The organism is Alteromonas sp. G4i35 (assembly GCF_054960375.1).
In genome coordinates, this window is record NZ_JBHNZD010000014.1 from 70,840 (window position 1) to 94,056 (window position 23,217).

Consider the following 23,217-nt stretch of genomic DNA (forward strand, 5'->3'; position numbering starts at 1 on the left):
CTCTCCATTTAAATAGACCACTTTTTATTCCCACTTAGGCAATGGGTTATCTTGTACAAGGCGCGTGTCAACTTCTGAACGTGAAAGATAAAAAGCCAATATACGACAAGTTTGATATACATACAGGTTATAGCGCTTTTTTCCCTTTTCGATCAGCTTTTTGTTTATTTTTACAAGGCGATAGTATGCTACCGCCCATAAATATTCGTGGGTGACCGGTCACTATCAGACAATTACCTTCTCGAAATACCGCCGGCTAGTTCGCAATTCACCCTAATCAGGGTTTTCATCGGGCGCTAGTTTTTCAGCATATCCTTTAGGCGGTGGAGTCCAGCCACGCATTTTCGAATGCTTGTCGTGTAAATCTGCTTTTAGCGCATTTTCGATTAGCGATTCAAGTTCAATAAAGAGTTTCAGATAATTATTGTCTACTCGTTCTCCGCTGGCCTCATCCGCCCACGCGTGATAAAGCACATCGTTTTGCTGAGCCTCAATGTTTTTATACGCCATTTTTTGCCGTTCAACTTGGAAAGGGTGAATGTTGAGTGAGCGAAGTGCCTCTGCGCCCATCTCAAGAGCGCTGTGGTACGTTTCAGATACCACAAAATCTGCACCCAACTGGCGCAAGCGATACCCATGACCGCGATCAAAGGCACGGGCAAGCACTTTAATGTTAGGAAATGCGTGCTTGGCGTATTTCACCATTTCTGCAGCGGTTTCTTTATCGTCTATAGCAATAACTAGTAACGATGCTTCATGGGCGCCAGCAGTATGCAAGATGTCTGGTTTGGATGCATCGCCAAAATAGGCTTTGGTGCCAATCCGTCTGATAAGGTCTATTTGCTCAGAGCGAATATCAAGCACAACGGTATTTACATCGTTGGCTACTAAAAGACGGTTAATGATTTGTCCAAAGCGTCCAATTCCAGCAATAACGACTGTGCCTTTCTCGTCAATTTCATCTTCAGCTCGCTGTGATTTCGCGTTTTTGTAGCGCGGAATGATGGCCTTGTCGAAAAGAATAAAAAGTCCTGGCGTTAGGAACATTGAAATGGCAACAACCAGCGAGAGAACAGAAATAATGTCGCTGGGAAGCACATAGTTTTGCGAGGCAAAACTTAATAGCACAAAGCCAAATTCACCCGCCTGAGCAAGGCTTAATGTGAATAGCCATTTGTTAGTGCCTTTTATTTTAAAAATTAAGGCGATGATAAACAGCACAATGGCTTTCACAAGCATAACAGCTACGGTTAGCCCTGCTATTAGCATTGGGCTCTCACTAAGTACGGAAAAGTTAATGCCTGCGCCTACCGTTATGAAAAAGAGGCCTAACAGTAAGCCTTTAAACGGCTCGATATTAGCTTCAAGTTCATGCCTGAATTCACTGTTTGCTAAAACTACACCAGCCAAGAATGCACCAAGGGCGGGAGAGAGACCTACAAGTCCCATTAGTGCTGCAATTCCTATAATGAGCATGAGCGCAGTGGCGGTAAAAATTTCCCGTAAACCCGATGCAGCAACAAACTTAAATAAGGGGCGACTTAAGTAGTGTCCTCCGATGGTTAAAAAGGCAATTGAGCTAATGATCACAAGACCTGAAGCCCATGGGGCAAGCCCTTCAACTAAATTAAAGCTATCGTGTGACCCTGTATCGCCGCCATGTGCATTTCCTGCTTCGACCAGTTCGGGTATGGCAAGAAGAGGGATAAGCGCAAGCATGGGAATAACCGCGATATCCTGAAACAGCAACACAGAAAAAGCGCTTTTGCCTCCTTCCGTTTTTTGCAGCCCTTTTTCCTGCAACGTTTGTAAAACAATGGCAGTTGAAGAAAGGGCGAATATAAGGCCTATTGTAAGGGCAATGCTAAAAGGCTGATCAAGCAATATGGCTACGCCTGTGATAAGGGCGGTGGTTAACGCTAACTGAAGGCCGCCCAATCCCATTAGTTTTGACTTCATCGCCCACAGCGAGCGAGGCTCTAGTTCTAGCCCAACCAAAAACAGCATCATGACTACACCGAATTCAGCAAAATGTTGAATGGCAACAGTTTCGTCACCAACAAGGCCGAATATCGGGCCAATCACTAGCCCTGCTATTAAATAGCCTAGTACAGACCCTAATCCAAGACGCTTCGCAATGGGCACTGCAATTACGGCGGCGACCAGATAGATAAATGCATATAAGAAATAGCCAGTCACGTTACTCTCCTTGCGATGTACAAAGGTCTGCGAGATTCTCGATGTGCTTTGCTTTTTCTAGATCTAGGGTGTTAGTGGTCAATTTGTTTAGCAAGGTTGTCCACTTACCTCTATGTTCAGCAATGCGATGTTCTTCTTGCGCAGTACGAGAGCCAAAGATCGCAAAAGGAGCAATGTAGGTCATGTGCGTGATCTGAGCCATTTGCTCTAAAGGCTGGAGCAGCTGCCTGATGGTGTAATGATTAAAGCCATCAGTTTGATAGGCTTCTTCCTTACCGCCTGCACTTAATGCGCAAAGAAATAATTTATCTTTAAGTGCAGTGCCTTCATGCCCATAGGCAAAACCATATTCCAACACTAAATCTTGCCATTCTTTTAAGATTGAAGGTGTGGAATACCAGTAAAGTGGAAACATAAAAACAACGACATCGTGGTCGATTAAACGCTGCTGCTCCCGTTCAATATCAATATTGAAATCTGGATACTCTGCATACAAGTCAACAGCAGTAACGTGTTTATTCATTTTTGCTTCGTGAAAAAGCGGCACATTTACTTCTGAACGGGTTTGCGCGGGGTGGGCAAAGAGAACCAGTACTTTCTTACTTTTCTTAGTGCTCTCTACATTGCTTTCAATGATGTTCTCGTCAGTCATACATTTCTACTCAGTGCTACAGCCAGCTCTCGTTGAGCTATAAGGAGCCGTTGATTTTTGATGTGCAAAACACAGCAAAGGTCAAAAGACCCTAGGTTATTCATTAATTCAATCTGTACGTTTAGAGCAAATAAGAATGTGTTTTTCCTCAAAGTTATAAGGTTACTAATATTTATTAGGTTGAAAAAAGTAACCTGATTACCATTATGTACTCACGTATAAAAACAGCTTCGAACAGAAGCGTCGACGGAACACTATTTTTAACTTTTGCTTAGAACAGTATAAACATGAAAACACCAGTAAAAACACTCGCACTTGCATTATCTTTACTTTCTCCCCTTGTTTCTCTTTCTACTCAAGCCCTGCCGCAAGGAAGTGAGCTTAAAGCTGGGGCTGCGGTATGGAACTTGTTTGATGACGCAGACCGTTACGCATTGCATGTGGCTTATGTTCACAAACCGCTCGAATCATTTTTCGGAATTCGACCAACAGTTCTCTTGGTAAACGCAGATCAAGGCCAACACTATTTCGCTGCGGGGTTGGCAAAAGATGTCTACAAATACAATGACTTTTCAGTACGCGTTGCCTTTCACGCGGGCATTGTTGATGAATCTGAAAATTTAGGCGACACCATTGAATTCTATTCATCACTTTCCGGACTCTACAATTTTTCTGAGTCATTTTCGCTAGAAGCTGAAATTGGCCATATTTCTAACGGTGGGCTAGGGGACACGAACCCTGGTTCAGAATCGTTCGTATTGAGCGCTCACTACCATTTCTAATCTCGCCTAAACAAGCAATGCCTACTTCTTTTGTTGAACAGCCCGCTTAAAACGCGGGTTGTTCAATGTTGGGCAAAAACTCTTTTAACTTAACTTTCTGTCGGGCAAGGTGCGCCGCCGTTAATCCAAACCGACATTGCCTTAGCAAACTGTGCATGTGTCCCAGGAGCAGGTGTTCTGCCTGGGCCGGGGTTCCATGCCCATCTCACTAATGGGTCATCACTGACATGATGCTCAAATTCTTTTTTAAACGTTTTCATGTCATCTCTTCCCCCACGTTGAGCAAGAAAAGAGTTCAAACGTGGGTTTAACCAATTGTTGCATAATTTTGAGGGTGTCATGTCGCTGCCAATAATCATGGTAGGAGGCGGCATGTGCCACACGAAACCTGGCATAAGGTCGTTTGCTGCACCAGGCGGCCTGCCGGGTTCACGCGCATTTTCATCTTGGTGACATCCGCGGCAGTTTACGGGGTGCGTTTCGCCAACCTGAACAAACTTTCCATCTTGCACCGCCATTTTCAAGTTATTCACAGAGGTAATGTTCATAGGGTGGGGGACGCTGTTGTCGCCCACTGTCGGTCGGTGAGCGCCATCTTCAATAACACCGTGACAGTTCACACACCGTGGATGTGTTGCTACATCGAACAAATAGTTAAATGCTGTCGTTGGGTTAGGGTCTTGCTGATAAGCCTCAAAAGCAGGCGTTGAGTTAGCTGCTTTTGAAGCGCTAGCGGTCAAATTACTATGGTCGCTATCGTCATTTTTATTTGCAATACACCCACTCAGGACGAATGATGAGAGAGCACCAATTAATAGGACTGTTATCATTTTCATCATACTGCCCTTATGCTTTTAATGCTGCGGTAACGTGTTGAGCAAGCATGGGCAAATGACGTAGCCGTACACCAATAGCTTGGTACACGGCATTGCCGATAGCCGGCGCGACACCAATAACGCCTGGTTCACCCAGTCCTACTGGAAACTCCTCACTTTCAACAAGTTCAATATCCATCTCTGGGACATCGTTCATACGTAGAGGAAGGTAGGTATGTAAGTTTGTTTTTGAAACCTGACCGTTTTTCACTTCGTTATGTTCAAACAGTGCCAAGCTCAGTCCCCACAGCAGTGAACCTTCAAGTTGTGCCATTGCGCCATCTGGATGAATAACAATACCAGCATCAGACACAACCCATAACTTCTTAACCGTTATCTTTCCAGTACGCTTATTAACGTGAACATGAGCTGCAGTCGCGAGCCAAGCTGGCATAGTGCGTTCTTGACCTGCACTTACGCTATAGCCAATGCCTTCATCAGCACCAAGTTTAACTTTCGCAGTCTTTTTCTTAAGAATTTCAAGCGTATTGGCAAGTCGTGTGGCACCGCCGACACTTTCAGGCGCTTTGCCCCCTTGTTTACCTTTACCATCTAACATAGCAAGTCTGAAGTCGACGGGGTCTTTGTTGGCTTTCACTGCCACTTCGTCAATAAATGATTCTAAGCCCCATACAATCCAACCTTGACCTACCGAACGCAGCCAACCTGGCGTAAACGTATCTTGCGCTACCTTATTGTTAACCGCGCGTGCGCGATGGTGAGACATGGTGTACCAGTGGTCGGCACCAGATGCCGAAAACATATCGACTTTCCCTTCACCGTTTACTCCTGGTGCTAGAAATCCTGGTGCCATTTTTAGTGTTGGCCAGCCTGCCGCTAGCGCATGCTCCATGCCTAAAAACTGATTATTTTCATCGAACGACGCATTAAACAGTGAAGTAGAGGCAGAGCGGGGTTGATCAAATAATGTATCATCCGGGCGCATGAACACCAGTTTGACTGGCTGGCCAGCAGCTTTAGCTGTAAGCAAAGCTGGAACAACCCAATCACCAAAAAGGCGTCGCCCAAAGCCACCGCCAAGATAATACTGGTGAAGGACTACATCACTTTCTGGGACCTCTGCGGCTTTAGCTACAGTAGGAAGTGTTAGGCTCTGCCACTGGTTACCCGTATGTATATGCCATTTACCACCTTTAAATTCAGCAATGGCGTTAAGTGGCTCTAGCTGGAAATGATTGGCAGTCGCGGTGGTGTATAAAGCTTCAATGGTTTGTGCCGCTTTTGTTTGCGCCAGCTCTATATTTCCTTCATCTACAAAAACGGTGCCTTCATTACGATCGCGTACAATTCTTTCGCCTTCTTTTTGTATATCAGCTTCAGAAACATTGGCAGTTTTACCGGCGTTGTAGCTAACTTTCACCAAATCAACAGCTTTTATCGCAGTAGGGTAGTCTGTAGCCAATACAGTAACCCAACCTTCGATAGTACCGCTCGGATCGGTAAGCACTTTATAACCTTTATATCCCGGTAGACTCTTAGCCTTACTGTCGTCGACATTTGTTACTGTACTGCCATAACGAGTCGGAGGCAGAATGGGGCGTGCATAAAGCATGTTTTCCACTTCCACATCAATGCCGTATACCGCAGTACCGTTAGTTTTAGGCGGGATGTCGAGTGCTTTGTAGTCTGCGTTAACACCGATAAGGTGGCGTTTTTTACCCGGTTTAATTGGCAATTCAGCAAGCTCATCTGCACTGAATGTTTTGTCTACTTTGCCATTCGCTACGATATCGCCGTAGCTAATTTTTTTGTTACCTGAGATAACAAAGCCTTTTTCTGCCTTACAACTATCGGCAGGCACGCCAAGTAGCTTCGCACCTGCATCAATTAACACCATGCGGCCAGCGGCGCCCGCCTGAGACATTGGCTTGTAAGTATGGAAAATTGACCAAGAGCCGCCTGTTACCATGTAGCCCCATTTCGGGTCTGTATCAACGTGAACTATAGACACTTTCTCCCAGTCGCACTCAAGCTCATCAGCCAAGATTCTAGCGATTGGCGTGCCGATATGCTGACCCATTTCCGCTTTGGCTATGTTGACGGTAACGTTGCCATCTGTATCCATTTCAAACCAAATATTTGGAGAAAACTGTTTGGCTTCAATACTTTCTTTCGCCGACAGCAGGGATGGAATAGCGGCAGCACCAAATGCCATGAATAAAGACGTTTTCACTGATCCCACTATAAAAGACCGGCGAGATAAGTTGATCATGTCTTTCTTTTCTTGAGAGATATTTTTCATGCTCATGCGTTTTCCCCTTCTGATGAAGCGGTTGGATCAAAGTATTGAACAGAAGACGTTGCAGCGCGCTTAATCGCCTTTTTTATGCGCGCGTAAGCCATACAGCGGCAATAATTGGTGCTCATGTGATTAACAATATCTTGGTCGCTCGGGTTTGGATTTCTATCTAGCAATGTCGCTGCTTGCATGATTTGGCCAGACTGGCAATAGCCACACTGAGGAACCTGCTCTTCTACCCAAGCAGATTGCAGCGGATGCGCGTTGTTGAAGCTTTCAATAGTGTTTACGTTCTTATCTTTAGCTAACGAAACGGGATAGGAGCAAGAGCGAATAGCGTTACCATCAATATGTACCGTGCATGCGCCACACATCGCTACACCGCACCCAAACTTGGTACCTTTTAGTCCAAATTCATCGCGTATTACCCAAACGAGAGGCGTATCTGATGCAGCATCTGTCTGCACTCTTTTTCCATTTAACGTAAATTCAATCATGGTTTGTGTCACCGTGAAGTTAATGTTTAATATGCTCTCGCCAAGGCGCTGTACTTGGTTTGAACGGTCTGTTTTGCCTGTTTTAATTGGTATTATTAAAATCTGGCCGCGTTGGCTCTCCCTTTAATAACCCCTCACTCCATAGACGCCCGAATGAACCTTTCGAATTGGAGTTAGACTAATTAACTAAAGGTATACTAGAGGCCAAACTTGCTTATGTGGTCTATTTTAGTTACCTTGTTCAAACAAACAATTAGTATACTTTTAGTAACTAGGTGGTTTTTTTAGGAAAATAGATGGAAAGTGAAATAAAAACAGACGCTAAGGGTAGAAAAACCGTTCTAAATACTTGTACAGAGCCTTGTGCTATAGAGCGTGGAATGCGCCTAATTGGTGGAAAGTGGACGGGTTCTATTATTTATCATCTCAAAGATGAGCCTGTTAGATTTAACGACCTGTGTAGAATGCTTGGCGGCGCCAGCCGGAAGATGGTCGATCAGCGCCTTAAAGAGCTGGAAAACAACGGTATGGTGATCCGCAACGTTATCGACTCTCGTCCAATTGCGGTTGCTTATAGTCTCACCGAGTTTGGGCGCTCAGCGCTAGATATTCTTGAACAGCTAAGAGTCTGGTCTGAAAACCACACGAATGATTGAATACCGCTAGCGGTGAGCATTTATCTCACCGCATTTGCTTTATAAAGAGCTAGACCGACACTAGCGGTAATCGAAGTACTTTTTCAACAAGCTCTCCGGCTTTTTCTTGGAAACCAACAAAGTGTTCAGTAGCTTCATGAGCATCAAGGGCATCCTGAGATTGCCATTTCTCCGTAATAACAAACACACCCTCTTCACTTGCATGTAGGTCATACATCACTGCGCCGACTTCTTCTCGGCTTGATTTAACCAAGGGTAACAATGCGTCTAAAAGTGCATCTTGTTGGTTTGGTTGAGAATAGATTACGACTGAAAACTCGATCATTTTACTGTCCTATTGAGAAAAAACGCTAACATAGGCAACTAACGGAGTAATGGTTAGCGTTTAAAGCTGACTAGCAACTTTTTTCAGGTGAAAAGCAATCTCCACCATCAAATGCCTTTTACCGCTATGTCGCAGTTAGACGCTATCTAAGCCTTTTTCTTAGATGCATTTTTTAGCGAATGAAAAAAGTTAATCTATAATGATTTATACTAAAGTATAAAAGGGTGCTCATTATCCTTTGAGTGCCACCTCTTGAGGCGACGGAATGCAATTACCGAACGGGGCGATGCCCTATGTTTGAAAAAACTTTTCACTTTTGTCCTGTTGGGCTCGCTCACGTAAGCGTGGATGGAAGCTTTATACGTGTAAATGAGCGACTGTGTGATTTTTTAGGATATTCTGATGAAGAACTAACGACGTTAACCTTTCAAGAATTAACTGCGCCAGATTATCTTGATGAAGATCTAAGTTACTTAGAGCGCCTGATGGCAGGTGATATTGATGACTATGCGATTGAAAAGCGATATGTAAGGCGCGATGGCGAGCAAGTTTGGGCGAAGTTAACAGTGTCTTTAGTAAGAGATCAGCGCGGCAACCCAGACTATTTTATTTCTATTGTGGAAGATATCGACGAGAAAAAGCGCATCCAGTCTGAGCTCTTTCAAGTTGATGCCTTGTTTAGCAAAATTGTTAGCGCATTTTCTGATAGAACGTTTATATGGGTGGCGACGCCAGACTTGTCTAAACTGCAATACGTTAACGATGGCTATTCAAACATATTCGGTCGCAACGAGTACGAACTTTACTGTAACCCTATGAGTTTTATTGATCATGTACATGAAGATGATAAAGCACGGGTGTTAAAACTGTTCAGTCAACGCCCTTTGCAGAATTGGGATATTCAATATCGTATATACGACTCGAAAGGCGAAGTGAAGTACCTTCACGATCGCGGAAGCTTGATATTTGACGACCGTGAAATGCAGTCGCTTATTTTAGGTACAGCCGACGACATAACAAGAGAGAAAACGCAGCAACAAGCTCTGATGAGCGCCGTTACTAAATTAGAGCACCTGTCGAAAACCGACTCGCTCACTGGACTTGCCAATAGGAGAGAGATATTTAGCCAGTTAAGTGACGAAATTTCTCGTATGGATCGTGGCCAACAAACGTCAACGCTTGTTTATATAGACTTAAACAAATTCAAAGAAATTAACGATAAATATGGTCACAAGGTAGGAGACAAGGCGCTTGTTGAGTTCTCTGAAAGAATGAGTAGTTTGCTGCGTGATAGTGATAGATTCGGTCGTATTGGAGGAGATGAATTTGTCATCTTGCTCTATGGCACGGGTGAAAAGGAAACGGAAGCTTTTTTTAATAGGGTTGCCCAAAGCGACTTTGAAGTTAATGTAGATGGCAATAAGGTAGTACCAATTGGCTTCAGTGTTGGCTGGGTTGAGTGGAGCGAAGGGATTGAAACCGTGCAGGAATGGCTAGATAAGGCCGATGAGGTAATGTACGGAAAAAAGCGTTATCAGCAAGTTTTAACCGCGATTGATAAAGCGATGTAGACAGCTATTCCTGAGACTCGATATCTACATCGCTTTCGCCATTCTATTTTTGTCTTTGAGCGAACCAGCGCGCTATTTCCTGACGCTCTTCGTCTGTCATTTTTGTCTTGTTTAAAAATGGCATGTCTTTGGTCACAGTGGTTCTTCGAACCACTTGTGGCGCAAACCTTTCAATATCTTCCCATGTATCTAACACTACGCCTAAAGGTGCGACTTTAAAGATATCGTCGGTTGGCGTGCGCGAGTGGCAACCCACACAATGGGTTGTAATTAAGCTTACTACTCGCTCATTGCTTACTTCAGAACTCGCTTGGATGACTGCATTGTTAGCCGTTACTTTTTTACCTACTTCATCGACAAGGCTCACATCTTCATGTCCCTCATTCGATGTATGTGATGGCGACTGTGGCCATGATACCCATAGGGCGATTGCTAGCATGGCGACTGCGCCAGACACTAAAATACCAGGTTTAGTGGTGCCTACATGACGCAAGTTAAAGAAATGACGTATCCAAGCGGCAGCGGCCATTATCGCAATGAGTACCAGCCAATTTTGCGGGTGTTGATACGTCATGGGGTAATGATTTGAAATCATGATAAACAGCAGTGGCAGCGTAAAGTAGTTATTGTGTACCGAACGCAATTTAGCGCTCGCCCCCCAATTAGGATCAATATCTTTCTTATCGGCTACAGCTGCTACCATTTTGCGCTGGTTCGGCATGATGTTGAAAAAGACATTCCCTGCCATGATAGTGCCAATAAGTGCGCCAACGTGAATATAAGCACCGCGACCGCTAAACCACTGGGTAGACAGGTAGCTGACAATACAAACAAGCGCGACTAATCCAATACCGAAGGCGAGTGGATATTTTGCCAATGGGCTGCGACACGCAAATTCGTATAAGGCTAGTCCGCCAAAGATTAACCCTAAACCTAAAGATATTGCCGTGGTCGGTGACATGGCGTTTACCGATGGGTCGATAAGATAAGCGCTAGCACCAAAGTAATAAACAATAATGAGTAGTGCGAAGCCCGACAACCACGTGGTATAGGCTTCCCACTTAAACCAGTGTAGCGTTTCTGGCATTTTCTCTGGGCCATAGGCGTATTTTGCAACCTCATAAAAGCCGCCACCGTGAATAGCCCATAAGTCGCCTTTGATACCTTTGTCCTGTTTCCATTTAGGTGGCGTGCGTAGATTGTTATCCAACCAAATGAAGTAAAACGACGCGCCAATCCACGCTACACCCGCTACAACGTGGAACCAACGTACAAATAAACTTATCCAATCTAGCCACGGCATTATTGTTCTCCTTATTTAGGGCCAAAAGGCCCTACAGCAGCCTGTTATTAATGATGTTCTTTTTTATAGCGGCAGGTGCCGCTTATCCACGTTTGGTCGATAGCGCGGTCATCACCTAAAATACTCAAGGCAAAAAACACATCGTCAAAGTCCGCGTCTTCTTTTATTCTCAATTGTGTCAATTCGTCAAACCTAGGCTCAACAACGATAAAGTCAGCAGTGGTGCCTGGGTTTAAGTTGCCTATTTCATGATCAAGCGCATGAGCTACGGCCGCGCCTTGGGTCATAAGATAAAAGCCTTCTAACGGGCTGATGGGCTCGCTGCGCAATTGACTAACCTTGTATGCATCGCCGTAGGTTTTAAACATGTTAAACGTAGTGCCTGCACCCACATCGGTGGCCATGGCCACATGGACCTTGTTAGCACGCGCTGCGGTCATATCAAAAAGGCCACTTCCTAAAAACAGGTTAGATGTCGGACAGAAGGCCACCGTAGCGCCGCTTTCGCCTAAGCGTGCCCATTCGTTAGGCGTAAGGTGAATGCCATGGCCAAACACCGCACGTTCACGCACAAGGCTGTAGGTGTCATATACATCTAAATAGCCGTCCGCTTTAGGGAATAAGCTCTTCACCCATGCAATCTCGTCTAAGTTCTCAGACAAGTGTGTTTGAATGAAAACGTCGGTATACTGCTTGGCAAGTTCCCCTAATGCAGCAAGTTGTGCTTCGGTACTGGTTGGCGCAAAACGGGGCGTTAGCGCATAGCGGTTGCGGCCCTTGTTATGCCAAGCTTCGATTAATTCTGCACTGTCAGCTTGTGCTGTGTCGGCGCAGTCATTAAGCGCACTAGGGCAATTCCTGTCCATACATACCTTACCGGCCACAATTGCCATATCAATTTCGCTTGCTGCACTAAATAATGCGTGGCTACTGCTTTTATGAACCGTAGTAAAAACAAAACCTGTGGTAGTACCGTTCTTTAGCAATTGGCGCAAAAATACGTTAGCAATGGTTTTAGCGTGTTCACTGTCAGCAAACTGCATTTCTGTGGGAAACGTATAGTTTTCAAGCCAGCTCAACAGCTGTTCGCCATAATGAGCTATGCTCTGTGTTTGCGGATAATGCAGGTGGCTGTCTATTAAACCTGGCAAAATCCACTTGCCTGAAAAATCTGTCACAGTGGCAGCAGGGTAGCGCTTTGCTATCTCTTCAAATGTGCCAATGTCTTTTATTTCTTTATTGTCTACTAACAAACCACCGTCTTTGAATATAGCGATGTCATTATCGAACTGTGTAGTTTGGTTAGGAAAGTGCGCAATGCTTGCACGAAAAAGCTGCATGTTTGTTAGCTGCCCCTGTAGCTGCTGAAACCGAATGGAGAGATAAGAAGTGGCACATGATAATGACCGCCATTCTCATCAAGTTCAAATGTAATATCAATGTGTGGGTAGAAACTTTTGCCATGCGTTTCTACAAGGTAAGGCTTGCAGTGAAAGCGCAGGGTATAAACGCCTGCGGCAAAACCGTCTTCAACGCCCCAGTTGTTAAAACGCCCGTCATTATCCGTTTCACCCGAAAGGGTGCTACCGTCAGGTAGTGTAAGTGTAAGGGCAATGCCTTGTGCTGGCTTACCTAATGTAGTGTCGAGTACGTGGCTAGAAAGCGTATTCATACTGTTTTCCTTAAAAACTATTCAATGCGTATTGACCATTTTTTTGAAAATACGGGGGTTAATCCAGCGCTTTGTTAATACGCAATAGGGTTATCTTTATTTGCTCTGCAGCAGCATTGGTAATCTCTTGCTGTGTGGTATTGGGTAGCCTAGCTTGTAATGCTTCTAACATAGTCTGCGCAGAAAGACCGGTGGCACAAATAATAAAGATAAACCCGTGCTTGTCTAAATAGGCGTGATTGGCTTCTTTTAACTGGTGTAAAACGGCTTCGGACGCGCTGGCTGTACCCGACTGCTCGCCCGCAGCAATGGCTTTGGTATTTGCAAACTTTTTGCGCAACGAATCAACGTCGCCAATCATGGGGTGTGCCGTAAAAGCTTCAAGGTAGTCGTCATCACTGCACTTGGCCCACGCGCTCTTCGCTTGATTAACAAGTGCATTCTTGTCGCTGTAGGGGCGTGCTTTTACCATTTGATAAACCCAGGTTTTCGCCGCGCAGCATTGCTCAAACCAAGATGACGCCTCTTCAGCGCTTAGCGTATTTAATTCTTTAAGTGTCACTGGTGGTGTCCTTTTCTTTGTGAAGCGCTGTAGCGGGTTTCTCACTGTATTTGTTACTGTTGCCTGCCGTTACTTCTTTTTCATGAAGACGTTCGATAATTTGCGCAGATATAGAAACGGCGACTTCAATTGGTTGCTTGCCAGGGATATCTCGGTTACCTATTGGCGTAAATAGCCTTGCCAGCGCGTTGTCGTCAAACCCACGTTGAGTCAGCTTGGTAATAAAGCGCTTTGCTTTGGTGTCTGAACCAATTAACCCAACAAAGGGGAGGGAAGGTTGCTTTAACGCCTGCTCTGTAATGCGATAGTCCAATTGATGATCGTGGGTGAGTATAATCAGCCAACTGTTCTCATCAAGGTGTCTAACTTCGCTCTCTGGTGCTTCTTCCACGACTTTGTGCACGTTGGCTGGCAAAGACGATGGAAACAGTTCCTCGCGACTGTCTATCCACGAAATGCGTACAGGCAATTGAGCCAAAATAGGCACCAATGCTTTTGCAACATGGCCAGCACCAAAAATGGCGATGTGCTGCTGATGAACGTTACACACGTCAAATAGCACCTTTACTGCGCCGCCGCAGCACTGTCCTAAAGAACTGCTTAACGGGTAGCTGTGAAGTTCAGTGCATGCTTCGCCTTTTGCAAGGTACTCTCGTGCGCGGGCAATGGCATCAAACTCAAGGTGCCCTCCGCCAATGGTATCGATGCTCTGTGAAGCGGTAACTACCATTTTACTCCCGGGTTCACGAGGTGTAGAGCCTGCAGTGCCAATCACAGTCACAAGCACATAGCCTTCATTACGCGCTTGGCATTCGGCTATTCCCTCATACCAGTTTGTTGCACGAAATGATTGGGGCGCGCGAGATGACTTTGCTGCAGTGAGTGTCATAAAACACCGCCTCGACTGGAAGAATGCTGCATAGCACTTACTGCATTTAACACCCGTTCTGGTGTGGCTGGTGTATCTAGTTGCGGATCAACTGTGTAGCCAGATAGGCTAGATATGGCGTCTTTAAGGGCGCACCACACTGAAATAGCGAGCATAAATGGTGGCTCGCCAACCGCTTTTGAGTGGTAAATGCTGTCTTCAGCGTTCTTTCTACCAAACAGCTTCACATTAAACTCTTTTGGCGTATCGCCAATAGCTGGAATTTTATAGGTCGCCATATTTTCACTTATCAGCTTACCCGCTTCATTCCATTTAAGGTCTTCTGTGGTAAGCCAACCCATACCTTGAATAAACGCGCCTTCTATTTGGCCAATATCAATGGCAGGGTTAAGACTGTTGCCAACATCGTGGAGTACGTTAACTTTATCTACCGTATATTCACCGGTAAGTGTATCGACAGAGACTTCGCTCATTGAGACGCCATAGGCAAAATAGAAAAACGGACGGCCTTCACCGGTGTCGCGGTTATACTGTAATTTTGGGGTTTTGTAGAAACCGCTTGAAGACAAAGATACACGAGCAAAATACGCTTGCTGCACAAGCTCGGTAAAGGTAATTTTGTGCTCATCCAATACCACGTGCTCATTAATGAATAGCACGTCGCCAGCGCGGTCCTCTAGACCTAAGCTTTTGGCAAAGCACTCGGCCAAACGGGCTTTTAGCGTAATACACGCATTTTGTACGGCTTTTCCGTTTAAGTCAGTGCCGCTTGAAGCAGCTGTTGGTGAAGTGTTAGGTACTTTGTCAGTGCGTGTGGCAGTGACTTCAATCATATCCAAATCTAGTCCAAATTCATTGGCTGCAATTTGGCCTATTTTGGTGTGAAGCCCTTGGCCCATTTCAGTACCACCATGGTTCACCTGAATACTACCATCAGTATAAATGTGCACTAAAGCGCCAGCTTGGTTTAAATGCTTCGCGGTAAATGAAATGCCAAACTTAACAGGCGTTAGCGCTAAACCTTTCTTAATCACCGGGCTTTCGCGGTTAAACGCTGCAATAGCTTCACGGCGCTGCCAATACTGAGCGGTTTCTTCTAGCTCGGCAATCATATCGGGCAGAAGGTTATGTTCTACCTTCATTCCGTAGGGGGTAAAACTACCTGTCGTGGGGCCGTATAAATTACGTTTTCTTACCGATAGGGGGTCGCTGCCAATAGCACGGGCAATTTTATCAATCATGGCTTCAGCCATAATCATACCTTGCGGTCCGCCAAAACCTCGATAAGCGGTGTGCGATACCATATTGGTTTGCAATCTGTGGCCAATAATGTCGCTATCACCTAAGAAATAACCGTTGTCCGCATGGAACATGGCTCTATCGACAATGGCGTCAGATAAATCAGGCGAGTGCCCACAAATACCATTGATTGTCATGCGGGTGGCTTCAATTTTACCTGTCTCGTCAAAGGCCACGTCGAACTCGTTTTCGAACGGGTGACGTTTGCCAGTAACATGCATATCGGTGAAGCGTGGTAAGCGAAGCTTAACCGCACATTGATTGCGCGATGCCAGTAAAGCCGCTATACAGGCCCATTGCGCGGCTTGCGTTTCTTTTCCGCCAAAGCCGCCGCCCATACGTCGCATGTTTACCATTACACGGTGCAATTTTACATCTAGCACTTCGGCAACGAGTTTTTGTACCTCACTGGGATGTTGACTAGACGTATAGATTTTCATGCGATCTTCTTCATCAGGGATCGCAAGGCTCACTTGTCCTTCTAAGTACATATGTTCCTGTCCACCAATACTGAGCGTGCCATGTGCTTGGTGGATCGCTTTTTCAAATGTACTTTCAACGCGGTCAGTATGTTGGCCAAACCGATGTAGGGGACGCACAAACGTTTGCTGCTGGTGGGCAGCTTCGGCACTAAGTATAGGTTTGGCTTCACTCACCTCTACTTTCCCTTTTAGCGCAGCTTGTCGGGCAAGGTTTACCGAAGTGGCAAGCACTGCAAATACAGGCTGACCGAAGAATTTGATTTCGCCATTAGCAAGTAACGGATCGCCTTCGAACACAGGTCCAATATCTTTATGGCCAGGCACGTCGTCAATCGTAACCACATCTACAACGCCTTCACTTTGGCGAACAGCGTCAAGATTTATCGAGTTAATCGTACCTTTTGCGCATTGGCTTACACCAACTGCAGCATAAAGAGTGCCTTGAGGTTCAATAACATCGTCAACATAGTTTGCGCTGCCTTGTACTTGGCGTGTTGCGCTCTCGTGTTTTTTAGATACATGAACGACACTTTGCTTGTCGTTTTGTTGCAGTGGATTAGGGGCATCAATTAACTTACGCATGCTGCACCACCCGTGTTTCAATTTGGTTTGCTGTTTGGTTCTCTAACCAGAAGCGATGCCACAGGTTAGCTAAAACAGTTTTACGGTATTGGGCTGTAGCGCGCACATCATCGATAGGTGAAAATGCATCGAATAAGACTTGTTTGCCCAACGTTAAACATTCGTTGCTAGCGAACTGCTTACCTTTCAAAACGTTTTCTAACGCATTGCAGGTTGACGGAACTGCTGCTACACCACCAAAGCCACTGCTAATGGCTTCTACCTTGCCGTTGTCGAGTGTGACATTAAATACGGCGCATACTGCAGAAATATCATCTTCAAATCGTTTCGATATCTTATATGCAGCTAATGCTTGATTGGGCTGTTTCAATGGTATTTCTATTGCACTTATCCATTCATCTTTCGCCAGCATGGTCTCGCGATAGCCTGTGAAGAATGTGCTAATTGGGATCATACGAACGCTCTCGCCGTTATCTAAATGCAGTATGGCATTCAACGCGAGTAGTAACGGTGGCATATCACCAATAGGGGAAGCGTTAGCCACGTTACCGCCAATGGTAGCCTGATTGCGGATAGGCAACGAGGCAAATCGGGTAACAAGCTCAGCCACTTGCGGAAATGCATTTAGTATTAAAGGTGCCGCATCATTTAGCGGTACAGCTGCACCAAGAATAAGAGAATGCTCGCTTTTGGTGCATTGTTTTAGTGCATCAATATGCGTCACACTGATAAGCGTTTCTACATCTTTTAGCTGTTGCGTGAACTGAAGGCTTAAATCCGTGCTGCCAGCGACTAGCTGTGCAGCTGGATGCGCTTGAATCAGAGTCTTCAGTTCTTCGCGAGACGTTGGCGTATGGATATTGCCCGTACCAGTGGGTTTCTCACCAGATAATGACAGTAATGCAGAAAGGGTGGCAGCTTGGCGTGCAGTGAATTGATCAACAGGTGTTTGTTCGCACACCTCCATCGTAGCATCGATAATAGGGCGGTAGCCTGTGCAGCGACATAAGTTGCCTGATAAAGCGTGCAGCACATCGTCGCGATTTGGTTTTGTATTGCTGTGATATAAGGCAAACATCGACATGATAAAACCAGGTGTGCAAAAGCCACACTGAGAACCATGGTGATCAACTAACGCCTGCTGTACGGGGTGTAAGTGTTTACCATCGTTCAAATGCTCAACAAATAAAAGCTGCTTCCCATGAACTGCACTCATTAGCGTGATGCAGCTATTCACTGTTCGATAATTAAGTTTTGCAGCGCTATTTGAGGAGGCTGGTTCCACAAGTACTACGGTACATGCACCGCAGTCTCCTGCTGCACAGCCTTCTTTTGTGCCTGTTTTTTTGCGATGTTCGCGAATAAATTGTAGAAGGGTGAGGTCGGCCCGCGCTTCATTTAATTCAACGACATCGTTATTTATTAGAAAGCGAATCATACTCACACCTTCTTGTTAAATTCATTCTTGTATTCATTAATATAGCTGTATTTTTTCAATAAAAGTAGACCATTTGGTCAATTTATTGCTTATAAAAAAAGGCCGAGTTCTAAAAGGCCATGATTTTGCGCAAATTTGATTGGAAAAAAAGAAGTGATACCTTTCTATTTTTCTTTTGCTAAACACTACGTCGATTTGTTAATAAAGAATAAGGCAAGATTCGTGCAAGGTTTTGAACTATTCGCGTAATTCGTGTTTTAGTATGGTTAACACTCCCTGCATAGGGTATGTATGATCTATAAGAGCATAGCAACTCGTCGGCAATAAATGCTAACCTATCGAAAAGGCATGCAGCATTTATACTGCCCGTGCGCTTGCAAAGTAGATTGCAAAGGAATTTTAATAATAATGATGAAGGTAAAAAGTGCTGACGCTGGCGTTGGCGCTATGAACAGAAGAAAAATACTCCAAGCCGCTGAAAAATGTTTTGCACAGTTTGGCTTCAAAGGCACAGCAGTACAAAAAATTGCTGATGAAGCAGGACTTCCTAAGACTAACGTTTTGTATTATTTCAAAACAAAACAAGAGCTCTACGTAGCGGTACTAGAAGAAACCCTCTCGCTGTGGAACTCACGTTTTGATAAAGCCACAGTAGAAGACGACCCAGCCGAGGTACTCGCCAATTATATCGCCGAGAAAATGGAAGTGTCGCGAACGCATCCAATGGCCTCTAAGATCTTTGCGATGGAAATTATCAATGGTGCACAAAACTTAAGTGGCTACTTTGATGAAGAGCATGCGCTTTGGATGAAAGGGCGACTTGCGGTTATTGATGCATGGGTAAAGGCCGGCAAACTGCCACCTGTTGAAGGTGAATACTTGCTTTACACAATCTGGGCGAGTACCCAGCACTATGCTGACTTCTCTGCGCAAATAACCCGTCTACGCGGTAAAAAGATGACAAAATTAGATTTTGAAGACGCTACAAAACAAGTGGTAAAACTCGTGCTCGGTGGCTGTGGGTTATCTGTGCCAGAAAACTTCGAGGTGTAGCATGACAGAGTCTGTTTACCCTCGTGATCTGGTTGGTTACGGTCAACATGTACCTCACGCTAAGTGGCCGGGCGACGCAAAAATCGCGATTCAGTTCGTATTAAATTACGAGGAAGGTAGCGAAAATTGCGTGCTTCATGGTGACGAGGCGTCGGAAATATTCCTATCGGAAATTATCGGCGCACAAGCGTATAAAGATCGCCACCTCAGCATGGAGTCTATTTACGAATACGGCAGTCGTGCAGGGTTTTGGCGTTTACACCGTTTGCTTAATAAATACGACATTCCAGTTACTGTGTTTGGCGTCACTATGGCTATGCAACGACACCCTGACGTAGTAAAAGCCATGATGGATTCTGGTTGGGAAATCGCCAGCCACGCCATGCGCTGGGTGCATTATCAAGACATGGACGAAGAGCAAGAGCGTAAACAAATTGATGAGGCGATTATTCTTCATGAGCAGTTAACGGGCAGTAAACCTGTAGGTTGGTATACAGGAAGAACGAGTCCGAATACGCTGAAGTTGATTGCAGAGCGCGACGATATCTTATATTGCGCCGATTCATATGCTGACGACTTACCTTACTACGACTGCCATTACAGCAAGCCGTTATTGATGGTGCCGTACACATTAGACACCAATGATATGCGCTTTGCCACGCCTCAGGGCTTCAACAGTGGGGAACAGTTTTTCACCTACTTAAAAGATGCGTTTGACGTGTTGTATGAAGAAGGAGAAGAAGCGCCTAAGATGCTATCTATCGGCCTTCATAATCGCATAATAGGACGGCCTGCTCGACTCGCCGCACTTAAGCGCTTTATCGAGTACGTTAAGTCTCATGATAAAGTATGGCTAGCGACACGAGAGCAAATTGCCCGTCACTGGTTGGAGCTTCATCCTAAAGATGGTGGTGACAAGCCGCGTACGTAGCGTTTACAGTACGCCTACTATATTTGAAGTACAGTAAAGTGAAGAGACGAAAGTGAAACAAATGGAGCGCTATCGCCTTCACTTAATAAAGGACAAAACCATGAAAACAAAACTAGCCATTATTGCCCTTGGGGCGCTAGCGCTGACAGCATGCTCAAAGCTGACTAAAGAAAACTACGATAAATTAGAAATGGGTATGTCTCAGGACGAAGTTGAAGCAATTCTGGGTTCAGCTGACAACTGCGGAAAAACAATGGGTACCATGGCATGTACGTGGGGCAAGGAAGACAGTAAGCACGTTAAAATCGTTTTTATGGGTGATAAAGCTGTTACTTTCACTTATGATGGGCTGAAGTAAACGATATCCTGTTTACTTGCTTAATTTAAAAAGGAAAGGTGGCGTTGAAAGCCACCTTTTTTGTATCTAAAGCGTTAATTTACAGGCACGCAATAAGCGCCGTTGAATTATTTTAAATCCAATAAGTATCGTAATAAGAAAACAATCGCCAGTGCATAAGTGAGCGGTGTTACTTCTTTAAATTTTCCCGTACCTACCTTAACGCCAACATAAGTAATAAAGCCAAGGGCAATGCCTTCGCTAATGCTGAATGTGAGCGGCATGGCGATAAGTGCAACAGAAGCAGTGGCTAACGCACCTAAGTCGTCGAAATCAACCTGTCGAATCGATTCCATCATTAAAATACCTACCATCAATAGCGCTGGCGTAGTGGCCATTAGCGGGATAACTTTCATTAGCGGTGTTAAAAATAGCGAGAGTAAGAAGCAGACAGAAACCACTACTGCGGTAAGCCCGGTTCTGCCGCCCGCCGATACGCCCGTAGCGGACTCCACATAGCTAGTTACTGGAGATGTACCCACTAATGCGCCAGCAATACTCGCTGATGCATCGGCTGTCATTGCTGAGCCAATTTTCGGTAGCTTGCCTTCGGGAGTAAGTAGATTGGCTTTTCGAGATACGCCGATTAAGGTGCCAATGGTATCGAACATGTTCACAAACATAAGTGCGAAAATGAGGTCCCACGTTTCAGCAAGGTGATCAATTGGGTACCAAAAGTCCATTGCCATAAAAGTGTTTGAAATAGATTCTGGCATGCCAACTACAGCAGAAGGCGTTGCAGTTAAGGTACCGTTTTCAGTGGGGATAAAAGCACCAATTAAGGTGAGTGTTACGATAGAGATTAAGATAGCGCCTGTAACGCGTTTCACCATCAAAACGATAGTAAAGATAATGCCGATGAGCGCTAACATTACTGCTGGCTCAGAAAGGTCGCCAAGCTGTACGAAGGTTGCGGGATTATCAACAATCAGCCCCGCATTTTTAAGGCCGATAAAGGCAATGAACAAACCTATGCCACACTGCACGCCGATTTTAAGAGAAGGAGGTATAGACTCGGCTATTTTGGTTCGAACTCCGGTGAGAGAAAGGAGTAAAAAGAGAATGCCGTTCCAGAAAACAATACCAAGCGCTGCTTCCCATGGAATTTCACGACCGAGACAAATGGTAAACGCGAAAAAGGCGTTCAAGCCCATACCTGGTGCCAACGCAATAGGGTAGTTAGTCATTAGCGCCATCATTAAAGTGCCAATACACGCCGCTATTGCTGTCACTGTAATTAGGCCCTCTACGGGCATGCCACTTAACCCAAGAATTCCTGGGTTCACCACGAGTATATAAGACATGGCTGCGAACGTAGTAAGTCCTGCAATGATCTCTGTTCTTACTGTTGTTCCGTGTTCCTGCAGCTTAAATAGCCGTTCGATTACGTTGTTGGACATCAAGAGTTCTCTGTTAGTATTTCATTGTGTGTTTTGTGCGTTGAAAGCAATAAACTGACCAATTAGTCAACTTGTTGGTGTGTTTTGTGCTAACTTACTTTTCAGTACAATGACTAATTAATAGCCATTGCGTGACTCAAGGTCACTAGCCAGGCAGCACAAAGCCAGCCAAACGGTTAGTAATCAACATAGATGAAGTCAAAAAAACCGCAAACAAAACCTAAATGAGCAATAGAACTCGTTTACAGATAGCATTAAAGATAAACTATTACGCACCAATTAAATGCCATTGCATTGTTGTGGTGCAAATAAGTGAGGGGCCATGTCGCTGTCATCAATAATTAAAAACATTCCAAAGGCCGAACTGCATCTGCATATAGAAGGTAGCTTAACGCCTGAACTTATGTGGCGCCTAGCTGAAAAGCACAGTGTATCACTTCCTTATGCTAGCGTGGAAGAGATAGAAGCGGCGTATAACTTTGAAGATCTACAAAGCTTCCTTGACTTATATTATGCAGGGGCGGGCGTGCTTCGCGATGAGGATGATTTCTTTGCCTTAATGTGGGAATACTTAACGCGGTGTCATGAGGACAATATCGTCCACACAGAAATTATGTTTGATCCGCAAACCCATACAGAGCGTGACATAGGTTTCGATATTTTCATGCCAGGCTTTTTGAAGGCGATGGAAAAAGCAAAAGATGAATACGGTATCAGTAGCTATTTAATCATGTCTTTTCTTCGCCATTTGCCTGAAGATGCTGCTTTCGATACGCTTTCTGCAGCAGAGCCTTATTACAAGCACATTACAGCGGTAGGGTTAGACAGCTCCGAACTTGGTCATCCGCCGTCAAAATTCGAACGCGTATTCAAAAAAGCCAAAGCGCTGGGATTTAAAATTGTCGCCCATGCTGGAGAAGAAGGACCGGCATCTTACATTTGGGAAGCCATCGAGCTATTGGACGTTGATCGTATTGACCACGGTGTACGCTGCCAAGAAGATGAAGCGCTTATGGACCTCTTGAAAGAAAGACAAATTCCACTCACTGTTTGTCCGTTAAGTAACCTCAAGCTGTGTGTGATAAATGATATGAAAGACCACAATATTGTCCAGCTTCTTGATGCTGGGCTTCTGGTCACGGTTAACTCTGATGATCCTACGTATTTTGGTGGCTTCCTAAATGACAATTTTGAAGCGTTGCACCAGTCTCTGGGTATTGACGAAAAAACAATTCGTACGTTGGTAGCAAATAGCTTTAAGGCAAGTTTTTTACCGCAGGAGCAGAAAAATCAGCTTGTTGAAAAGGTTCTTTCAGCCTAGGGTCTGTTGACTTTTGGTGTACGAATTTTGGTCTAAGTGGAAGCCTTTTAATCGCGAAACCGTCCTGCAAG

21 protein-coding genes are annotated in these 23,217 nt (G+C 45.0%); 7 read left to right on the top strand and 14 right to left on the bottom strand.

The features are described from left to right. Positions 1 to 273 precede the first annotated feature (273 nt). The gene (locus ACFI6L_RS10760; protein ID WP_110287923.1) at positions 274 to 2,199 is read right to left on the bottom strand and encodes a monovalent cation:proton antiporter-2 (CPA2) family protein; all 1,926 of its coding nucleotides are present in this window, start codon (positions 2,197 to 2,199) and stop codon (positions 274 to 276) included. Between the two features lies 1 nt (position 2,200). After that, a complete protein-coding gene (locus tag ACFI6L_RS10765; RefSeq protein ID WP_462573965.1) occupies positions 2,201 to 2,851 on the bottom strand; it encodes an NAD(P)H-dependent oxidoreductase in 651 nt (216 codons plus the stop codon). Between the two features lie 287 nt (positions 2,852 to 3,138). On the opposite strand from ACFI6L_RS10765, the gene ACFI6L_RS10770 reads away from it, so the two are divergent. Further along, a complete protein-coding gene (locus ACFI6L_RS10770; protein WP_462573966.1) occupies positions 3,139 to 3,633 on the top strand; it encodes an acyloxyacyl hydrolase in 495 nt (164 codons plus the stop codon). 89 nt (positions 3,634 to 3,722) lie between these two features. Here the strand turns inward: ACFI6L_RS10770 and ACFI6L_RS10775 are convergent, their stop codons facing one another. Genes ACFI6L_RS10775 through ACFI6L_RS10785 form a run of 3 tightly spaced genes read right to left on the bottom strand, consistent with a single transcriptional unit; the run spans position 3,723 to position 7,265 of the window. Further along, on the bottom strand, positions 3,723 to 4,469 hold the full coding sequence (locus ACFI6L_RS10775; protein ID WP_462573967.1) for a hypothetical protein: 747 nt from the start codon (positions 4,467 to 4,469) through the stop codon (positions 3,723 to 3,725). 10 nt (positions 4,470 to 4,479) lie between these two features. After that, complete coding sequence (locus tag ACFI6L_RS10780) at positions 4,480 to 6,777, bottom strand: xanthine dehydrogenase family protein molybdopterin-binding subunit (protein WP_462573968.1); 2,298 nt, start codon at positions 6,775 to 6,777, stop codon at positions 4,480 to 4,482. After that, on the bottom strand, positions 6,774 to 7,265 hold the full coding sequence (locus ACFI6L_RS10785) for a (2Fe-2S)-binding protein (RefSeq protein WP_014976187.1): 492 nt from the start codon (positions 7,263 to 7,265) through the stop codon (positions 6,774 to 6,776). Before ACFI6L_RS10785 ends, ACFI6L_RS10780 begins: the two co-directional genes overlap by 4 nt. A 296-nt stretch (positions 7,266 to 7,561) precedes the next feature. Here ACFI6L_RS10785 and ACFI6L_RS10790 point away from each other — a divergent pair, with 296 nt between their 5' ends. Further along, positions 7,562 to 7,921 (top strand): winged helix-turn-helix transcriptional regulator, encoded by a 360-nt coding sequence (locus ACFI6L_RS10790; protein ID WP_014949063.1) that lies wholly within the window; start codon positions 7,562 to 7,564, stop codon positions 7,919 to 7,921. 49 nt (positions 7,922 to 7,970) lie between these two features. Here ACFI6L_RS10790 and ACFI6L_RS10795 read toward each other — a convergent pair whose 3' ends face one another. Beyond that, a complete protein-coding gene (locus tag ACFI6L_RS10795) occupies positions 7,971 to 8,246 on the bottom strand; it encodes a putative quinol monooxygenase (protein ID WP_014949064.1) in 276 nt (91 codons plus the stop codon). Positions 8,247 to 8,539: 293 nt separating this feature from the next. Between ACFI6L_RS10795 and ACFI6L_RS10800 the strand changes: the two genes are divergently transcribed. Continuing rightward, positions 8,540 to 9,817 (top strand): diguanylate cyclase, encoded by a 1,278-nt coding sequence (locus tag ACFI6L_RS10800; RefSeq protein WP_462573969.1) that lies wholly within the window; start codon positions 8,540 to 8,542, stop codon positions 9,815 to 9,817. 43 nt (positions 9,818 to 9,860) lie between these two features. On the opposite strand, the gene ACFI6L_RS10805 is transcribed toward ACFI6L_RS10800, so the two are convergent. Genes ACFI6L_RS10805 through xdhA form a run of 7 tightly spaced genes read right to left on the bottom strand, consistent with a single transcriptional unit; the run spans position 9,861 to position 18,044 of the window. Next, positions 9,861 to 11,120 (bottom strand): urate hydroxylase PuuD, encoded by a 1,260-nt coding sequence (locus ACFI6L_RS10805; RefSeq protein ID WP_462573970.1) that lies wholly within the window; start codon positions 11,118 to 11,120, stop codon positions 9,861 to 9,863. Positions 11,121 to 11,167: 47 nt separating this feature from the next. Next, positions 11,168 to 12,460 (bottom strand): guanine deaminase, encoded by a 1,293-nt coding sequence (guaD, locus tag ACFI6L_RS10810; RefSeq protein WP_014976191.1) that lies wholly within the window; start codon positions 12,458 to 12,460, stop codon positions 11,168 to 11,170. Positions 12,461 to 12,465: 5 nt separating this feature from the next. Then, a complete protein-coding gene (uraH, locus tag ACFI6L_RS10815; protein WP_014976192.1) occupies positions 12,466 to 12,792 on the bottom strand; it encodes a hydroxyisourate hydrolase in 327 nt (108 codons plus the stop codon). A gap of 58 nt (positions 12,793 to 12,850) precedes the next feature. Continuing rightward, complete coding sequence (gene uraD, locus ACFI6L_RS10820; protein WP_239301650.1) at positions 12,851 to 13,354, bottom strand: 2-oxo-4-hydroxy-4-carboxy-5-ureidoimidazoline decarboxylase; 504 nt, start codon at positions 13,352 to 13,354, stop codon at positions 12,851 to 12,853. Continuing rightward, a complete protein-coding gene (gene xdhC, locus ACFI6L_RS10825; RefSeq protein ID WP_462573971.1) occupies positions 13,344 to 14,243 on the bottom strand; it encodes a xanthine dehydrogenase accessory protein XdhC in 900 nt (299 codons plus the stop codon). The genes uraD and xdhC overlap by 11 nt, the downstream gene beginning before the upstream one ends. After that, positions 14,240 to 16,606, bottom strand: coding sequence for a xanthine dehydrogenase molybdopterin binding subunit (gene xdhB, locus ACFI6L_RS10830; RefSeq protein ID WP_462573972.1), 2,367 nt, complete (start codon positions 16,604 to 16,606; stop codon positions 14,240 to 14,242). The genes xdhC and xdhB overlap by 4 nt, the downstream gene beginning before the upstream one ends. Beyond that, positions 16,599 to 18,044 carry a xanthine dehydrogenase small subunit gene (xdhA, locus tag ACFI6L_RS10835; protein WP_462573973.1) on the bottom strand — a complete coding sequence of 482 codons (1,446 nt, stop codon included), beginning with the start codon at positions 18,042 to 18,044 and terminating at the stop codon, positions 16,599 to 16,601. The genes xdhB and xdhA overlap by 8 nt, the downstream gene beginning before the upstream one ends. 408 nt (positions 18,045 to 18,452) lie before the next feature. Here xdhA and ACFI6L_RS10840 point away from each other — a divergent pair, with 408 nt between their 5' ends. The 3 genes from ACFI6L_RS10840 (at position 18,453) to ACFI6L_RS10850 (ending at position 20,386) form a co-directional block, all read left to right on the top strand. Beyond that, positions 18,453 to 19,097 carry a TetR/AcrR family transcriptional regulator gene (locus ACFI6L_RS10840; RefSeq protein WP_462573974.1) on the top strand — a complete coding sequence of 215 codons (645 nt, stop codon included), beginning with the start codon at positions 18,453 to 18,455 and terminating at the stop codon, positions 19,095 to 19,097. 1 nt (position 19,098) lies between these two features. Next, positions 19,099 to 20,028, top strand: coding sequence for an allantoinase PuuE (puuE, locus tag ACFI6L_RS10845; protein ID WP_462573975.1), 930 nt, complete (start codon positions 19,099 to 19,101; stop codon positions 20,026 to 20,028). 100 nt (positions 20,029 to 20,128) lie between these two features. Beyond that, positions 20,129 to 20,386: a DUF3862 domain-containing protein gene (locus tag ACFI6L_RS10850; RefSeq protein WP_101566567.1), complete on the top strand. Its 258-nt coding sequence runs from the start codon at positions 20,129 to 20,131 to the stop codon at positions 20,384 to 20,386. 107 nt (positions 20,387 to 20,493) lie between these two features. On the opposite strand, the gene ACFI6L_RS10855 is transcribed toward ACFI6L_RS10850, so the two are convergent. Beyond that, a complete protein-coding gene (locus tag ACFI6L_RS10855; protein WP_462573976.1) occupies positions 20,494 to 21,825 on the bottom strand; it encodes an NCS2 family permease in 1,332 nt (443 codons plus the stop codon). Between the two features lie 322 nt (positions 21,826 to 22,147). Here ACFI6L_RS10855 and ACFI6L_RS10860 point away from each other — a divergent pair, with 322 nt between their 5' ends. After that, positions 22,148 to 23,146, top strand: coding sequence for an adenosine deaminase family protein (locus ACFI6L_RS10860; protein WP_462573977.1), 999 nt, complete (start codon positions 22,148 to 22,150; stop codon positions 23,144 to 23,146). Positions 23,147 to 23,217 lie beyond the last annotated feature (71 nt).

Coding starts and splice junctions, on each gene's coding strand:
- ACFI6L_RS10765 (WP_462573965.1), bottom strand. CDS start 2,851: ATGACTGACGAGAACATCATTGAAAGCAATGTAGAGAGCACTAAGAAA.
- ACFI6L_RS10770 (WP_462573966.1), top strand. CDS start 3,139: ATGAAAACACCAGTAAAAACACTCGCACTTGCATTATCTTTACTTTCT.
- ACFI6L_RS10775 (WP_462573967.1), bottom strand. CDS start 4,469: ATGAAAATGATAACAGTCCTATTAATTGGTGCTCTCTCATCATTCGTC.
- ACFI6L_RS10780 (WP_462573968.1), bottom strand. CDS start 6,777: ATGAGCATGAAAAATATCTCTCAAGAAAAGAAAGACATGATCAACTTA.
- ACFI6L_RS10785 (WP_014976187.1), bottom strand. CDS start 7,265: ATGATTGAATTTACGTTAAATGGAAAAAGAGTGCAGACAGATGCTGCA.
- ACFI6L_RS10790 (WP_014949063.1), top strand. CDS start 7,562: ATGGAAAGTGAAATAAAAACAGACGCTAAGGGTAGAAAAACCGTTCTA.
- ACFI6L_RS10795 (WP_014949064.1), bottom strand. CDS start 8,246: ATGATCGAGTTTTCAGTCGTAATCTATTCTCAACCAAACCAACAAGAT.
- ACFI6L_RS10800 (WP_462573969.1), top strand. CDS start 8,540: ATGTTTGAAAAAACTTTTCACTTTTGTCCTGTTGGGCTCGCTCACGTA.
- ACFI6L_RS10805 (WP_462573970.1), bottom strand. CDS start 11,120: ATGCCGTGGCTAGATTGGATAAGTTTATTTGTACGTTGGTTCCACGTT.
- guaD (WP_014976191.1), bottom strand. CDS start 12,460: ATGCAGCTTTTTCGTGCAAGCATTGCGCACTTTCCTAACCAAACTACA.
- uraH (WP_014976192.1), bottom strand. CDS start 12,792: ATGAATACGCTTTCTAGCCACGTACTCGACACTACATTAGGTAAGCCA.
- xdhC (WP_462573971.1), bottom strand. CDS start 14,243: ATGACACTCACTGCAGCAAAGTCATCTCGCGCGCCCCAATCATTTCGT.
- xdhB (WP_462573972.1), bottom strand. CDS start 16,606: ATGCGTAAGTTAATTGATGCCCCTAATCCACTGCAACAAAACGACAAG.
- xdhA (WP_462573973.1), bottom strand. CDS start 18,044: ATGATTCGCTTTCTAATAAATAACGATGTCGTTGAATTAAATGAAGCG.
- ACFI6L_RS10840 (WP_462573974.1), top strand. CDS start 18,453: ATGATGAAGGTAAAAAGTGCTGACGCTGGCGTTGGCGCTATGAACAGA.
- puuE (WP_462573975.1), top strand. CDS start 19,099: ATGACAGAGTCTGTTTACCCTCGTGATCTGGTTGGTTACGGTCAACAT.
- ACFI6L_RS10850 (WP_101566567.1), top strand. CDS start 20,129: ATGAAAACAAAACTAGCCATTATTGCCCTTGGGGCGCTAGCGCTGACA.
- ACFI6L_RS10855 (WP_462573976.1), bottom strand. CDS start 21,825: ATGTCCAACAACGTAATCGAACGGCTATTTAAGCTGCAGGAACACGGA.
- ACFI6L_RS10860 (WP_462573977.1), top strand. CDS start 22,148: ATGTCGCTGTCATCAATAATTAAAAACATTCCAAAGGCCGAACTGCAT.